The following is a 13825-nucleotide window of genomic DNA, read 5'->3' as shown; positions in this document are numbered from 1 at the left end:
CGGGGCGTATGCCTTCACACTTGACTCCGCGCACTCCAGCGCCCGGTCGAGGGTAGCGCCGTGAACAGGATGGCGGTCAGCGGAAGCGCCGGCATCGCGTAGACGACCGGATGCAGTCGGGCCCCGGCGATGAACAGACTGGCGAAGATCAGCAGACCGATGACGGCGCCGACGATGACCAGCAGCCGGCCCATGCGCCGCCGCAGCAACAATGCGATGAGCCCGCCGATGGTTGCTGCAGCCGAAATCGCCGCTAGGAAACCGATGGCCACGCAGAACAATCGGTCGGTGCGCCACCAGCCGGCGATCAGATCGGTGGCGATGACGCCGGTGGCCCAGCCGCTGAGGACCGCGAAAGTAGCCGCCACGATCGCCGTGCGGGGGTCGGTGCCCACCGAGGTGTCGGGGATGGCCACGGCCCGGACGCGGGGCACGTAGCTCGTCCTGGCGTCATCCTTCGCACGGCCGATAAGGCCCGTCTGCGCTTCATTGCCGGTGACGCCGGAGATCAGACTAGTCTGGGGTTCCGCGCCGGCTGCGGTGGGAATGGCGCCCGTCGGATGGCGCCGGATGATGCTGGTCTGCGGTTCGTCGCCGACCGGTACAGGCTTGGAAACGGGTTCCTGCGGCTGACGCCTGATGATGCGAGTGCGGTCGTCGTCTTCGTCGGGGTGATCGGCTGCCAACTGCCCGTCGTCGCTCACTCAGCCAACATAGCTGCCGAGGCTGAGACCTCTCTTGTTCAGCCACGGCACCGGATCGATGCGGCTGGTGCCGTTCTGCAGAACCTCGAAATGCAGGTGCGGGCCGGTGGAGTAACCCCGGTTACCGACGGTGGCGATCTGGTCGCCCGCCATCACCCGGTCGCCCTCGCTGACGAGCCAGGTGTTGATGTGACCGTAGAGCGTGACGGTGCCGTCCGCGTGGCGCAGCTTGACCCAGGCGCCGTAGCCCGCGGTCGGGCCAGCGGCGATCACGACGCCGTCGGAGACCGCCACGATCGGGGTACCGATCGGACTCGCCAGGTCGATGCCGGCATGCAGCACGCCCCAGCGGTAGCCGAAGTTCGAAGTCCAGACGTAGCCCTTGGTGGGCATGACGAACAGCGGGCGCGACAGCCGGGCCTCGCGCTCGGCACGTTCCTGTGCGAAGGCGGCGGCCTTGGTGATCTCCTCGGCATGCACCGAGGTGTCGGCGGTCGAGGAGACCGAGACGATCTGCATTCCGTCGACCGAGCCGGTGACGGACGCACCTTCGACGCGGGTGCCCTCGGACGCCAGGATCGTGTCGTCCGCCTGTGTCTCGGTGGGGTTGCCCAACGAGTAGGCGCCTGCGGCGGTGGCTCCCGCGGCCATGGCGGCGATCATCAGGCGGCTCTTGACGGCGCCGGCGTGCTCCTTGCGGTGGGCGCCTCGGCGACCGGACATGTTGATCACGTCCGTCGCGGCGATGCCGTCGCTCACATCGGTGTGGCTGTCGCGGTAGGCATACCGAGGGTTGCGCTCGCTGCCCGCGTCGGGGCGGAAGCGTGAGGGGACGGCAAGGCGGACGGGCACCAGATCGTCGGTGTCGTCCATGTCGTCGAGTTCGGGGGCGTAGATCACACCTGATTCGCGGTCATCTGAGTCGCCGTGATCTTCGTCGGCGCGATCGTCGAACGCTTCGAAAGCGCTGAACGGGATGACGTCGGTGACCTCTGCGGCGTCCAGCTCATCAGGTGAAACACGGTGCCTGTGCCGGCGCGCGTCCGTCGGCACCCCTCGCGGAGCTGCGGACGAACGATGCTGCGGCAAGACTCGAGAATCCTTCTTCGTCGTGACCTGAACGTTATCTGGACCAGAGGCACGTTAACCAAATCCCAATGATGGTGGCAACTTATGGGTCTATTCCGCGCCGGAATGTGATCCGTATCACCTCCCATGGGCGGTGAGATCTACCACATGAGCCGGAGGCGATGCTAATCCATCACTCGGTGGTGGATAAAGTGCCAGCGGGCCCGTCCGGCAAGTACAGGCCGGGCAGTTTCTAAGTCAACGCAGACAGACAACGCCTATCTAGGAAGCACATGGATCTCTTCGAATATCAGGCAAAAGAGCTGTTCGCCAAGCACAACGTCCCCACGACTCCGGGCCGCGTGACCGACTCGGCCGAGGACGCCAAGGCGATCGCCACCGAAATCGGCAAGCCCGTGATGATCAAGGCACAGGTGAAGGTCGGCGGCCGCGGTAAGGCCGGCGGTGTGAAGTACGCAGCCACCCCCGATGACGCGTTCACCCACGCGACCAACATCCTCGGTCTGGACATCAAGGGTCACGTCGTCAAAAAGTTGCTGGTGGCCGAGGCGAGCGACATCGCCGAGGAGTACTACATCTCGTTCCTGCTCGACCGTTCCAACCGGACCTACCTGGCCATGTGCTCGGTCGAGGGCGGCATGGAGATCGAGGAAGTCGCCGCCACCAAGCCTGAGCGGCTGGCCAAGGTTCCCGTCGACGCCGTCAAGGGTGTCGATCTCGCCTTCGCGCGCTCGATCGCCGAGCAGGGTCACCTGCCCGCCGAGGTGCTCGACGCCGCGGCCGTGACCATCCAGAAGCTGTGGGAGGTGTTCGTCAAGGAGGACGCCACCCTGGTTGAGGTCAACCCGCTGGTGCGCACCCCTGACGACCAGATCCTGGCACTGGACGGCAAGGTCACCCTGGATGCCAACGCCGATTTCCGTCAGCCCGGCCACGCCGAGTTCGAGGACAAGGACGCGACCGATCCTCTCGAGCTCAAGGCGAAGGAGAACGACCTCAACTACGTCAAGCTCGACGGCGAGGTGGGCATCATCGGTAACGGTGCCGGCCTGGTGATGTCGACGCTGGACGTGGTCGCTTACGCGGGCGAGAAGCACGGCGGCGTAAAGCCGGCCAACTTCCTCGACATCGGCGGCGGCGCCTCGGCTGAGGTCATGGCCAACGGTCTGGACGTCATCCTGAACGACAGCCAGGTCAAGAGCGTGTTCGTCAACGTGTTCGGCGGCATCACCGCCTGTGACGCGGTGGCCAACGGCATCGTGCAGGCGCTGCAGATCCTCGGCGACGAGGCCAACAAGCCGCTGGTCGTCCGCCTGGATGGCAACAACGTCGAAGAGGGCCGGCGGATTCTCGCCGAGGCCAACCATCCTCTGGTTGTCCAGGCCGAGACCATGGACGCCGGTGCCGACAAGGCCGCCGAGCTGGCGAACAAGTAAGGGACACTTGACATGTCGATTTTTCTGAACAAGGACTCCAAGGTCATCGTCCAGGGCATCACCGGTGGTGAGGGCACCAAGCACACCGCTCTGATGCTCAAGGCCGGCACCCAGGTCGTCGGCGGCGTGAACGCCCGCAAGGCCGGAACCACCGTGTCGCACAAGGACAAAGACGGCAACGACGTCGAGCTGCCCGTTTTCGGCTCGGTCGCCGAGGCGATGAAGGAGACCGGCGCTGACGTGTCGATCGCCTTCGTGCCGCCGGCTTTCTCCAAGGACGCCATCATCGAGGCCATCGACGCCGAGATCCCGCTGCTGGTGGTCATCACCGAGGGAATCCCGGTGCAGGACAGCGCCTATGCGTGGGCCTACAACGTCGACAAGGGGCAGAAGACCCGCATCATCGGTCCGAACTGCCCCGGCATCATCACCCCCGGCGAGTCGCTGGTCGGCATCACGCCGAACAACATCACCGGTAAGGGCCCGATCGGCCTGGTGTCGAAGTCGGGCACGCTGACCTACCAGATGATGTACGAGCTGCGCGATCTCGGCTTCTCCACCGCCATCGGCATCGGCGGCGACCCGGTCATCGGCACCACCCACATCGACGCCATCGAGGCGTTCGAGAAGGATCCCGAGACCAAGCTGATCGTGATGATCGGTGAGATCGGCGGCGACGCAGAGGAGAAGGCCGCGGCCTACATCAAGGCCAACGTCACCAAGCCGGTCGTCGGCTACGTCGCGGGCTTCACCGCTCCGGAGGGCAAGACGATGGGCCACGCCGGCGCCATCGTGTCCGACGGCGCGGGCACCGCGGCCGGTAAGCAGGAGGCCCTGGAGGCTGCCGGCGTGAAGGTCGGCAAGACGCCGTCCGAGACCGCCGCGAAGGCGCGCGAGCTGCTCGCCAACCTGTAAGTCTGTTCAACGGAAAGGCCCCCGCTGCGGCGGGGGCCTTTTCTTCTGCGTCGAGTCTGCGCACAGATCGGGTTTTCGTCGATATTCACGATCTGTGCGCAGTTTCGTTTTTGGGGGCTAGACGCGACCGCCGAGGTGCTCGGCCAGGAACCGCTCGACGGCGTGGTACATGTCGATCTGGTTGTCCGGGTTGAGGAATCCGTGCCCCTCGTCGTCCTTGACCATGTATTCGACTTCGACGCCGCGCTTACGGAGCGCTTCCACGAGGTTGTCGGATTCGGCCTGGACCACGCGAGAGTCGTTGGCGCCCTGGACCACAAGCAGTGGCGTGCGGATCTGATCGACCTTCGTGATGGGGGAGCGGGCCAGCATGTCGGCTTCCTGCTCGGGATCGTTGTGATTTCCCACGTACAGGTGCCAGTTGTTGGCCAGAAACGGCCGGGCGATCGTCGGTAGCGTGCGCATGAAATTGGCCAGGCTGGAGATCCCGACATAGTCGATCGCCGCGGCGAACACGTCCGGTGTGAACGTCACGCCCACCAGCGCGGCGTAGCCGCCATAGGAGCCGCCGAAGATCGCCACCTTGTCACGGTCGGCGTACCCCTGTTTGACGGCCCAGTCCACCGCGTCGATCAGGTCGTCGTGCATCTTGCCGGCGAACTCGCCGATGGCGGCTTTGGTGAAGGCCTTGCCGTAGCCGGTCGAGCCGCGAAAGTTGACCTGCAGCACCGCATATCCGCGGTTGGCCAGCATCTGCACGTCGGGTTGGAAGCCCCAGCAGTCCCGCGACCACGGGCCGCCGTGTACCAGCAGCACCATCGGCAGGTCGGTCGGCTCGACCCCGACGGGCAGGGTCAGGTACGAGTGCAGCTGCAGTCCGTCGCGCGCGGTGATGGTCACCGGGGTCATCGGTGCTAATGAATCTGAATTCAGATTCGGGTATGGCCGAAACAGCAGCCGGCTCTCGCCAGTCGCGTGATCGTAGAAGTAGGTGGCCCAGGGATCGCGGTCATGGGTGAAGTTGACCACCCAGCGCTGTCCGCTGTCGTCGGAAGAGATGGCGCCGAGGTCGCCGTCGGACAGTTTGGTCAGATTCTCCAGTACCGCAGCGAAATTCGGATCCAGGGCGCGGATCACCTGACGTTCGCCGTAGTAGCGGGCACCGATCAGTTCGCCCGTGCGCTCGCTGAGGATCATCGGTGACGGCAGCACCATCTGGGCGGCCAGGTCGAATGTCGGGTGGCTGTCCACCTCGGCCTCTTCACCTGTCGCCACATCGATCCGGACCAGGCGCGTGCGGTCGGTGCCCGTGTTGGCGCCCAGCCAGATGCCGGTGCCGTCGGGGGTGATGGTGATCGGGTGCATGCCCAGCGGGTAGTCGGTCCCGTCGAACGTGATGATCGTCCGCAGCGAGTTGGTCGCCGGATCCCATTGCGACAGTTCGACATCGCCGTCAGCTGTCAGTGTCGAGCTGAACAGCTCACCGGTCCGGCTGGACAGCCAGCCGACCACGTTGCCCGGGTTCTGTGCGAGCATCGTGAGCTCGCCAGTGGCGACGTCGAGTTCGTAGACATCGAGCAGTTCCGGCGTGCGGTTGTTGATCTGGACGATGGCCTTTCCCGGGCGGCCCTTCGGCAGCTCGAGGTCTGCTCTGGCACCGGGGAACGGGGTGAGGTCGACGGCCGCGGCCTCGGGGTGATCCAGGTCGACGCGATAGATGTGCCAGTTCTCGTCACCGCCGGAGTCCTGCATGTAGAGCAGCCAGCGCGGATCGTCGGTCCAGAAGTAGAGGTAGACGCTGCGGGTTTCGTCCGCGGTGACGCATTGGGGCGGTGCGTCGCCGTCGAGATCCTGAACCCAGACGTTGAGGCGGTTCTTCCACGGCGCCAGGTAGGCGATCTTGGTGCCGTCGGGTGAAATCTTGGCGGCTGTGCGCTCGGGTGGGCTGAAGAAATCCTCTACCGAGATCATTTCGGGCAACGCCATGACGCTCCTTTCGCGGGTGCGGACAAGCTCTTTCGGGTTGTGATCAGGACTCGACTGGCCCGCCCAACCGCCCGTTGGTGGCGTCACGGATCGCCCGGTCGATCAGGGCCAGCGCCTGCTCTTCGGTGACTTTCTTGCCCTCGACGATCACCGCCACGCTCACGTCCTCGTCGACGACACGGAACGCCCCGGTGACGGCGGCCGCGCAGAGACGCACGGTGAGGTCTGTCTCGGGCAGCCCCAGGCGGTCGGCGATCACCGGGATGAAGCCCTGCTCCATTCGGTCATGCACCATCAGGTAAGCCGTGCGCAGGGCGGGTTCGGACGGGGTCATGGTGGCGATCCGCATCGCGCTGATCTCGTCCTGGACGTCCTGGGGTGCCAATGGATGCGAAATCCCGTCGGCGGCAAGGTGTTCGGCCAATGACAACTCATGCGGCCAGCGGTTCAGGATGTCGATGAACCGGTCCGCGGATTTGGCCAGCACCGGTTCGACGCAGCTTTCCTTGGCGCGGAAGTAACGCCAGATCGTACGGGTGGAAAGCCCTGCGGCCGCGGCGATGTCGTCACCGCTGGTGCCGGCGACGCCGCGTTCCCAGAACAATGCGCAGGCATGTCGTGACACCGCGAGGCGCGCCTGGTCCTGTTTTTCGCCGATCGCCCTCACCTCCAGAACTTGTCACTTAGTGACAGCTCCAATGTGTCACTAAGTGACAGGGTCGTCAAGGTGTGCTGGTGAGCGGGGTTTTCGTCGCCGTTTTCTGCACCACGGTCGTGGTGAGTTTCGGCGAGCGACCCGGGTGTCGAAAGCGACGGATCCAGAAGGTTCAACGCCCCTGATGAGGGCAGATATGCACCGATTTCGCTCGCGAAACCCCAATCGGTTAGCCTCGCGAATTAACACCCGTCAAGGAGATTGTCATGGTCGATCCGCGCACCCCCGTCATCGTCGGCGTCGGACAGTTCACCGAACGCATCGACCTCGATGGGTATCGCGGGATGTCCTCGGTCGAGCTGGCCACTGAGGCAGCCAAGGCAGCGCTGCACGACTGCGGGGCCGACGCTGCCGCCGTGGCGCAGGCAATCGACACTGTGGCGGGTACGCGGCAGTTCGAGATCTCCGGCCCGCAGACGCCAACCCTCGGGGTGTCTGACAACTACCCGCGCTCGGTGGCACGCAACGTCGGAGCCGAGCCGGCGCGCGCCATTCTCGAGGTGATCGGCGGTCAGAGCCCCCAACACCTCGTCACCGAGTTCTCGGCGGCCATCGCGGCGGGCGAGGCCGAGGTGGTGCTGCTGTTCGGCTCGGAGAACACCTCGACGCTGCGCCACTTCTCCAAGCGCGACGACAAGCCGGACCACTCCGAGACCATCGACGGTCAGCTCGAGGACCGCGGCTACGGCTACGACGGCATCTTCGACGAGTACACGATCAAGCACGGGCTGATCGGAGCCCCGGTGCAGTACGGCTTGCTGGAGAACGCGCGCCGCGCCCGGCAGGGGTTGTCGGTGACCGACTATCGCACCCAGATGGCCGAACTGTTCGCACCGTTCTCGAAGGTGGCCGCCAAGAACCCGTATTCGTCTGCCCCGGTTGAGCGCTCGGCCCAGGAGCTGGCCACCGTCACCGAGAGCAACCGGATGATCTGTGACCCGTACCCGCGCATGATGGTGGCGCGCGATCAGGTCAACCAGGGCGCGGCCGTACTGCTGATGTCGGTCGAGACGGCCCGGAAACTCGATGTGCCCGAGGAGAAGTGGGTGTACCTGCGCGGGCACGCCGACATGAAGGAAATCAAGCTCCTTGAGCGCACCGAACTCGGTTACAGCGAGGCCGCGGTGATCGCGGTCAATGAGGCCTTGCGGGTTGCCGGAATCACGCTCGACGACGTCGCGGCCTTCGACCTCTACAGCTGCTTCCCGTTCCCGGTGCTCAACATCTGCGACGGTACCGGCCTGGCGCCCGACGACGAACGCGGCTTGACGCTCACCGGTGGCCTGCCCTTCTTCGGTGGCCCGGGGAACAACTACTCGATGCACGGTATCGCCGAGGCTGTCAATGAAATGCGCGACAAGCCGGGCCAATTCGCGCTTGTCGGCGGCAATGGCGGTATCGCGAGCAAGTACTCGGTCGGTATCTACTCGACCGAGGCGGCGGACTGGGTGGCCGACGGCAGCGCTGCTCTGCAGGACGAGTTCAACGCGCAAGAGCGTGTGACGATCGTCGAAAAGGCCGACGGCCCAGCCACAATCGAGACCTATACGGTCCGCTACGACTGGACGCCGCGCACCGGCATCATCATCGGGCGTCTGGATTCCGACGGCAGCCGGTTCCTGGCGACGACGACCGACGAGGCGCTGGTGACGTTGCTCTCCGACGGTGAGCCGCTTGGCGCATCGATCGTCGTGCAGTCCGGCGAGAAGCGGAACACCGCGACGCTGGCGTAGCGCGGCCGCGCGGATCCCGACCCGCTCACTCGGCGGTGTGGATCCGTAGGTAAACCACTGCGGAATCTGAGCGGACGCAACGGGTCAGGTACTCGTTGGCGTTGCCGCCAATGCACTCCCAGTTCTCGAATGTCACGTAGTAGCCGGCAGACCGTCCTGAGGGCGTCGCGTACCAGAGTTTGCCGACCCGACGGGCCTCGGCGCAGTCGATGTTCGCGCTGCCACGCACCGCATGTTCTTCGGTCGGGCCGTATTGATGTACGACGCCACAGTCCTCAAGGTACTCCGGCGGCGGTGTGGTCGACGGGATCGTCACGTTGATCGCCGGGAGGGCATGCGTGGTGGTGGGATCGGGCGTCGCCGTCTGATCGGAACAGGCGGTGATGCTTGCGAGAAGTGCGGCACTCGTCATGGCCGCGCGAATGTTCACGTGAACCCTCCTCAGAACAGCCCCGTCCACGTCCAGCGGTGCGCACCCGCGTCAGCGTAACGACGAAATCAACGCCAGGGTCGTTCTCATCGAATATTCACGACCCTGGCGTTGATCTCGGCGCGAAAGGCCGGCGTGAACCGGCTCAACCAGGCGAAGCCAGAACTAGACCAGCGAGGCCAGCTTGCCCGCGAGTCGCTCGACGTACGCCGACACCTCGGCCTCGGACTTGTCCGGCAGCCCGAACAGCACCTCGGTGACGCCCAGTTCACGCCAGTGTGCGAGCTTCTCTGGGTCCGGCTTGAAGTCCAGCGCCACGATCTGCGGTGCGCCGTCACGCCCGGCCGCGGCCCAGGTGTCCTGCAGCAGCTTGACCGGCTCGTCGATGTTGAAGTCGCGCGGCGTGGTGATCCAGCCGTCGGCGGACTTGGCGATCCACTTGAAGTTCTTCTCGTTACCGGCCGCACCCACGAGCACGGGAATGTGTGACTGCACGGGCTTGGGCCAGGCCCACGACGGCCCGAAGTTCACGAATTCGCCTTCGTACGAGGCTTCTTCCTCGGTCCAGAGCGCACGCATGGCCTCCAGGTATTCGCGCAGCATGGTGCGGCGGCGGCCCGGGGGAACGTTGTGGTCAGCGAGTTCGTCGGTGTTCCAACCGAATCCGACACCCAGCGACACCCGCCCGCCGGACAGGTGGTCCAGGGTGGCGATGGACTTGGCCAGGGTGATCGGATCGTGCTCGACGGGCAGCGCGACGGCCGTCGACAACCGCACCCGCGAGGTAACCGCACACGCGGTGCCCAGCGACACCCACGGATCCAGGGTGCGCATATAGCGGTCGTCAGGCAGGGACTCGTCACCGGTAGTGGGGTGAGCGGCCTCGCGTTTGATCGGGATATGGGTGTGCTCGGGCACATAGAACGTCGTGAAGCCGTGATCATCGGCGAGTTTGGCGGCCTTGGCCGGGGCGATGCCGCGGTCACTGGTGAAGAGAACGAGCCCATAGTCCATGACCAGAATTAGAACGTGTTTCAGTCCGAGTAGCAAGACGGTGCGTCTCGTTAGTTGTCCCGGCGGGTGGGGCGACGAGAGAAAACTTCACCGCGAGTGATACCCGCGACGGGTGCGCGCACGTTTGCTGGGATCACCGACATGACGACTGAACGCATCGCCGACCACGTCAAGTTCGCCTATTGGGTGCCCAACGTCAGTGGCGGCCTGGTCACCAGCGATATCGAGCAGCGCACCGACTGGAACTACGAGTACAACAAGAAGCTGGCGCAGACCGCGGAGAACAACGGTTTCGAATACGCCCTGAGCCAGGTTCGCTATGAGGCCAGCTACGGCGCGGAGTACCAGCATGAATCGACCAGCTTCAGCCTCGCGCTGTTGCTCGCCACGCAGCGGCTCAAGGTCATCGCCGCAGTGCACCCTGGTCTGTGGCAGCCGGCGGTGCTGGCCAAGCTCGGCGCCACCGCCGACCACCTCAGCAATGGCCGTTTCGCCGTCAACGTCGTCTCAGGCTGGTTCAAGGACGAGTTCACCCACTTGGGCGAGCCGTGGCTCGAACACGACGAGCGCTACCGCCGCAGCGCGGAGTTCCTCCAGGTCCTGCGGAAGATATGGACGGAAGACGACGTGGATTTCCGCGGCGACTTCTACCGCATCCACGATTTCACCCTGAAGCCCAAGCCGCTCAACACGCCCGAGCGCCCCAATCCCGAGCTCTTCCAGGGCGGCAATTCGACGGCCGCCCGGCGCAACGGTGGCTACTACGCCGACTGGTACTTCTCCAACGGCAAAGGCTTCGAGGGCATCACCGAACAGGTCGTCGAGGTGCGCGACCATGCCCGTGACGCAGGCCGCGAGGTGAAGTTCGGGCTGAACGGGTTCATCATCGCGCGCGACACAGAGAAAGAGGCAAAGGAGACGCTCAAAGAGATCGTCGCGAAGGCCAACAAGCCCGCGGTCGAGGGCTTCCGCGGCGCGGTACAGCAGGCCGGCAACTCCACCGGGGATAAGAAGGGCATGTGGGCCGATTCCAGCTTCGAGGACCTGGTGCAGTACAACGACGGCTTCCGCACCCAGTTGATCGGCACACCCGAGCAGATCGCCGAACGCATTGCCGCATACCGCAAACGTGGCGTGGACCTCATCCTGGGCGGATTCCTGCATTTCCAAGAGGAAATCGAGTACTTCGGCGCCAAGGTGCTGCCGCTCGTCCGCGAAATCGAGTCCACCGAAACGGATTCCGCCGACGCACCCGTCCTGGTATCAGCTTGAGACCGCTCCGACACCAAACACGAGCGCCCGGCACCCAGCTGGGTGCGCTAGCGTGGAAGCTCGAATCGCTCACGTGGTCGGTATTCATGCCTGCGTGAACACACGTCGCGAAGCTCGATAGCACAGGAGAGGTCATGACCTACCCGCCCAGTAATCCCGGATACCCGCCGCAGTCGGGTTCGCAGTTCGATGCAACCCAGCAGTTCGCCAAGGCTGCCCCCGCTCCTGTGCCCGCCGCCCCGGCCGCACCGGCCAGTGCTGCACCTGGTGAGAACAAGTTGCCCGAGATCCTGCTCGGGGTCGTTGCCGTTGCCGGCCTGCTCATCTACTTCGTGAGCTTCGCCCTCGACGCCTCGACCGCTCAGGCGATGATCCTGCTCGTGGCGCTTCCGCTGTTGGCGGGTCTGTTGGCCGGCGTCAGCCTGCTGCCCAAACAGAAGAACTACACGGCAGCCGCCGCAATCGCCGCGACGATTCCGTTCCTGTTCGTGATCGGCGCCGCGGTATCCAGCGGTGGAGAAGGTGACTGGACGCTGTGGGTGCTGTTGGCCCTCACCCTGATCCAGGCCGGTGCCGCGATTGCCGCGCTCCTGTTCGACGCCGGCGTGATCACGCCTCCGGCACCCAAGCCGCAGTTCGATCAGCAGCCGCAGTACGGCCAGTACGGTGGCCCGTCGCAGTACTACGGTCAGCAGCACCAGCCGCAGCACGGTGGCCAGCCCTACCAGCAGGCTCAGCCGCAGCGTCCCGGTTACCCGTCGCAGTACGGCGGCTACTCCGGTGGTCCGAACACCGGTGGTTTCCCCGTTCAGGGCCAGCAGGGCCCGCAGGGTCAGCAGCCGAGCGGCCCGCCGACCCCTCCGACCGGTTACCCCACCTACGGCCAGCCGCAGCAGCAGTCGGGTTCGTCAGCGCCCACCAGTGCCGTTCCGGCACAGCCGCAGGCACAGCAGTCGCCTTCACAGCAATCTGGCACTGCACCGTCGTAAGCTGATCGGCGCGTGCGCTTCCCGCGCACGCGCCGATCATTGCGAGGAGCAGCCCACCAAGTGAGTAACCGGCCAGTCGGCACCCGCCAGGCGCGTGAGTTGCTCCGGGTCGCGTTCGGGCCGTCCGTCGTCGCGCTGGTGGTCATCGCCGCGGTTGTGCTGTTGCAACTGCTGATCGCCAACAGCGACATGACGGGCGCGCTCGGTGCGATCGCCAGCATGTGGCTCGGCGTGCACCAAGTGCCGGTGTCGATCGGCGGCCGCGAGCTCGGGGTGATGCCCCTGCTGCCGGTGCTGGCGATGATCTGGGGCACCGCGCGCACCACGGCCGCGGCCACCGCCCCCAATTCCTCCTGGTTCGTCACCCGCTGGGTGGTCGCCTCGGCCTTGGGCGGGCCGATTCTGATCGCGGCGCTCCTGCTGGCCGTCATTCACGACGCAGCCTCGGTGATCAGCGAACTTCAGACTCCCAGCGCCCTGCGCGCGTTCTGCAGCGTGCTGATCGTGCACGCAATCGGTGCCCTGATCGGCGTCGGCTCGAAGGTCGGTCGACGGACGCTGGCCGCCTCGCCGCTGCCGGACTGGCTGCCCGAGGCGTTCCGTGCCGCGACCGCCGGTGTGCTGGCCCTGTTCGGTCTTTCCGGGGCGGTGACGGCCGTGTCGCTGGTGGTGCACTGGGCCACGATGCACGACCTATTTGCGATCACCGACAGCCTGTTCGGCCAGCTCAGCCTGACTCTGTTGTCGATCCTCTACATCCCCAACGTGATCGTCGGTGCCTCGGCGATCGCGGTCGGATCCAGTGCCCATGTCGGGCTGGCCGCCTTCAGTTCATTCACGGTGTTCGGCGGTGACATCCCTGCGGTGCCGGTGCTGGCCGCGGTGCCCACGCCGCCGTTGGGCCCCATCTGGGTGGCGCTCCTGATCGTGGGTGCGGCCTCGGCAGTCGCATTGGGCCAGCAGTGTGCGCGGCGTCCCCAGCCGATCGGGGCGGCCACAGGCAAGTTGCTGGTGGCGTCGGCGCTGGCGGCCGTGACGATGGCGCTGCTCGGCTACGCCGGCGGCGGGCGGCTGGGCAATTTCGGCGACGTCGGGGTGGATCAATCGACGTTCGCGCCTGCGGTGTTCCTCTGGTTCGCCGGGGTCGGCGGACTGACCGTGGCGATGTCCGGTGGCCTGACCCGCAAGCCCCGACCGGTACTCCCGCCCAAACCGGAACCGGTCGAGCCGCAGCCTGAACCCGAGTTCGAGTCCGAGTCCGAAGAGGGCGACGACTACGTCGACGAGGACATCGAGTACGCCGAGGCAGATCCCGAACCCGAGCTCGAACCCGACCAACCGTTGGTGTCGTGGTCGGCCGAGGAGCCGGCGGCGGACGAGCCCGACGACTACGAGGACGTACAGGAAACCGTCTATGAACCCCGCCCGCGGCGCTATGACGACCTCGATGAGGACCCCGAGGACCACTTCATCGTCGACGACATGCCAGACGGCCCAGTGACCGGCGACAACCCTCGCCGTGCGGGCGACTAGGCTGCTCGC

12 protein-coding genes are annotated in these 13825 nt (G+C 65.6%); 6 read left to right on the top strand and 6 right to left on the bottom strand.

Annotated features, from left to right (window positions below):
- Window positions 1–14: 14 nt before the first annotated feature.
- Window positions 15–704 (bottom strand): hypothetical protein, encoded by a 690-nt coding sequence (locus tag EYZ64_RS25935; protein ID WP_135458010.1) that lies wholly within the window; start codon window positions 702–704, stop codon window positions 15–17.
- Window positions 705–1793, bottom strand: a complete 1089-nt coding sequence (locus EYZ64_RS25930) for a M23 family metallopeptidase (protein ID WP_167857971.1) — start codon at window positions 1791–1793, stop codon at window positions 705–707.
- A gap of 272 nt (window positions 1794–2065) precedes the next feature.
- Between EYZ64_RS25930 and sucC the strand changes: the two genes are divergently transcribed.
- Together sucC and sucD are read left to right on the top strand one after the other, a co-directional pair.
- On the top strand, window positions 2066–3229 hold the full coding sequence (gene sucC / locus EYZ64_RS25925; protein ID WP_090427258.1) for an ADP-forming succinate--CoA ligase subunit beta: 1164 nt from the start codon (window positions 2066–2068) through the stop codon (window positions 3227–3229).
- A 12-nt stretch (window positions 3230–3241) separates the two neighbouring features.
- Entirely contained in the window at window positions 3242–4144 is a 903-nt protein-coding gene (gene sucD / locus EYZ64_RS25920; RefSeq protein ID WP_135458008.1) for a succinate--CoA ligase subunit alpha, read from the top strand.
- Window positions 4145–4261: 117 nt separating this feature from the next.
- Here sucD and EYZ64_RS25915 read toward each other — a convergent pair whose 3' ends face one another.
- Together EYZ64_RS25915 and EYZ64_RS25910 are read right to left on the bottom strand one after the other, a co-directional pair.
- On the bottom strand, window positions 4262–6130 hold the full coding sequence (locus EYZ64_RS25915) for a S9 family peptidase (protein ID WP_135458006.1): 1869 nt from the start codon (window positions 6128–6130) through the stop codon (window positions 4262–4264).
- A 43-nt stretch (window positions 6131–6173) separates the two neighbouring features.
- Entirely contained in the window at window positions 6174–6788 is a 615-nt protein-coding gene (locus tag EYZ64_RS25910; RefSeq protein ID WP_210115698.1) for a TetR/AcrR family transcriptional regulator, read from the bottom strand.
- Between the two features lie 263 nt (window positions 6789–7051).
- Here EYZ64_RS25910 and EYZ64_RS25905 point away from each other — a divergent pair, with 263 nt between their 5' ends.
- The gene (locus EYZ64_RS25905; protein ID WP_135458001.1) at window positions 7052–8578 is read left to right on the top strand and encodes an acetyl-CoA acetyltransferase; all 1527 of its coding nucleotides are present in this window, start codon (window positions 7052–7054) and stop codon (window positions 8576–8578) included.
- 25 nt (window positions 8579–8603) lie between these two features.
- On the opposite strand, the gene EYZ64_RS25900 is transcribed toward EYZ64_RS25905, so the two are convergent.
- Both EYZ64_RS25900 and EYZ64_RS25895 read right to left on the bottom strand, forming a co-directional pair.
- Complete coding sequence (locus EYZ64_RS25900; RefSeq protein WP_135457999.1) at window positions 8604–9008, bottom strand: hypothetical protein; 405 nt, start codon at window positions 9006–9008, stop codon at window positions 8604–8606.
- A 165-nt stretch (window positions 9009–9173) separates the two neighbouring features.
- Window positions 9174–10022: an LLM class F420-dependent oxidoreductase gene (locus EYZ64_RS25895; protein ID WP_135457997.1), complete on the bottom strand. Its 849-nt coding sequence runs from the start codon at window positions 10020–10022 to the stop codon at window positions 9174–9176.
- Between the two features lie 141 nt (window positions 10023–10163).
- On the opposite strand from EYZ64_RS25895, the gene sfnG reads away from it, so the two are divergent.
- The 3 genes from sfnG (at window position 10164) to EYZ64_RS25880 (ending at window position 13816) form a co-directional block, all read left to right on the top strand.
- Complete coding sequence (gene sfnG / locus EYZ64_RS25890; protein ID WP_135457996.1) at window positions 10164–11294, top strand: dimethylsulfone monooxygenase SfnG; 1131 nt, start codon at window positions 10164–10166, stop codon at window positions 11292–11294.
- A 134-nt stretch (window positions 11295–11428) separates the two neighbouring features.
- Window positions 11429–12283, top strand: a complete 855-nt coding sequence (locus EYZ64_RS25885; RefSeq protein WP_135457994.1) for a DUF5336 domain-containing protein — start codon at window positions 11429–11431, stop codon at window positions 12281–12283.
- A gap of 60 nt (window positions 12284–12343) precedes the next feature.
- Window positions 12344–13816: a cell division protein PerM gene (locus EYZ64_RS25880; protein WP_135457991.1), complete on the top strand. Its 1473-nt coding sequence runs from the start codon at window positions 12344–12346 to the stop codon at window positions 13814–13816.
- Window positions 13817–13825: the final 9 nt, after the last annotated feature.

The organism is Mycobacterium sp. DL99 (assembly GCF_004762045.1).
In the GTDB taxonomy this organism is placed as follows: Bacteria; Actinomycetota; Actinomycetes; order Mycobacteriales; family Mycobacteriaceae; genus Mycobacterium.
This window is presented reverse-complemented; position numbering and strand designations above follow the sequence as displayed.

Bases quoted from the DNA above. Each gene is read 5' to 3' on its own strand.
- sucD (WP_135458008.1), top strand. From the start codon at position 3,242: ATGTCGATTTTTCTGAACAAGGACTCCAAGGTCATCGTCCAGGGCATC.
- sfnG (WP_135457996.1), top strand. From the start codon at position 10,164: ATGACGACTGAACGCATCGCCGACCACGTCAAGTTCGCCTATTGGGTG.
- EYZ64_RS25895 (WP_135457997.1), bottom strand. From the start codon at position 10,022: ATGGACTATGGGCTCGTTCTCTTCACCAGTGACCGCGGCATCGCCCCG.
- sucC (WP_090427258.1), top strand. From the start codon at position 2,066: ATGGATCTCTTCGAATATCAGGCAAAAGAGCTGTTCGCCAAGCACAAC.
- EYZ64_RS25905 (WP_135458001.1), top strand. From the start codon at position 7,052: ATGGTCGATCCGCGCACCCCCGTCATCGTCGGCGTCGGACAGTTCACC.
- EYZ64_RS25915 (WP_135458006.1), bottom strand. From the start codon at position 6,130: ATGGCGTTGCCCGAAATGATCTCGGTAGAGGATTTCTTCAGCCCACCC.
- EYZ64_RS25885 (WP_135457994.1), top strand. From the start codon at position 11,429: ATGACCTACCCGCCCAGTAATCCCGGATACCCGCCGCAGTCGGGTTCG.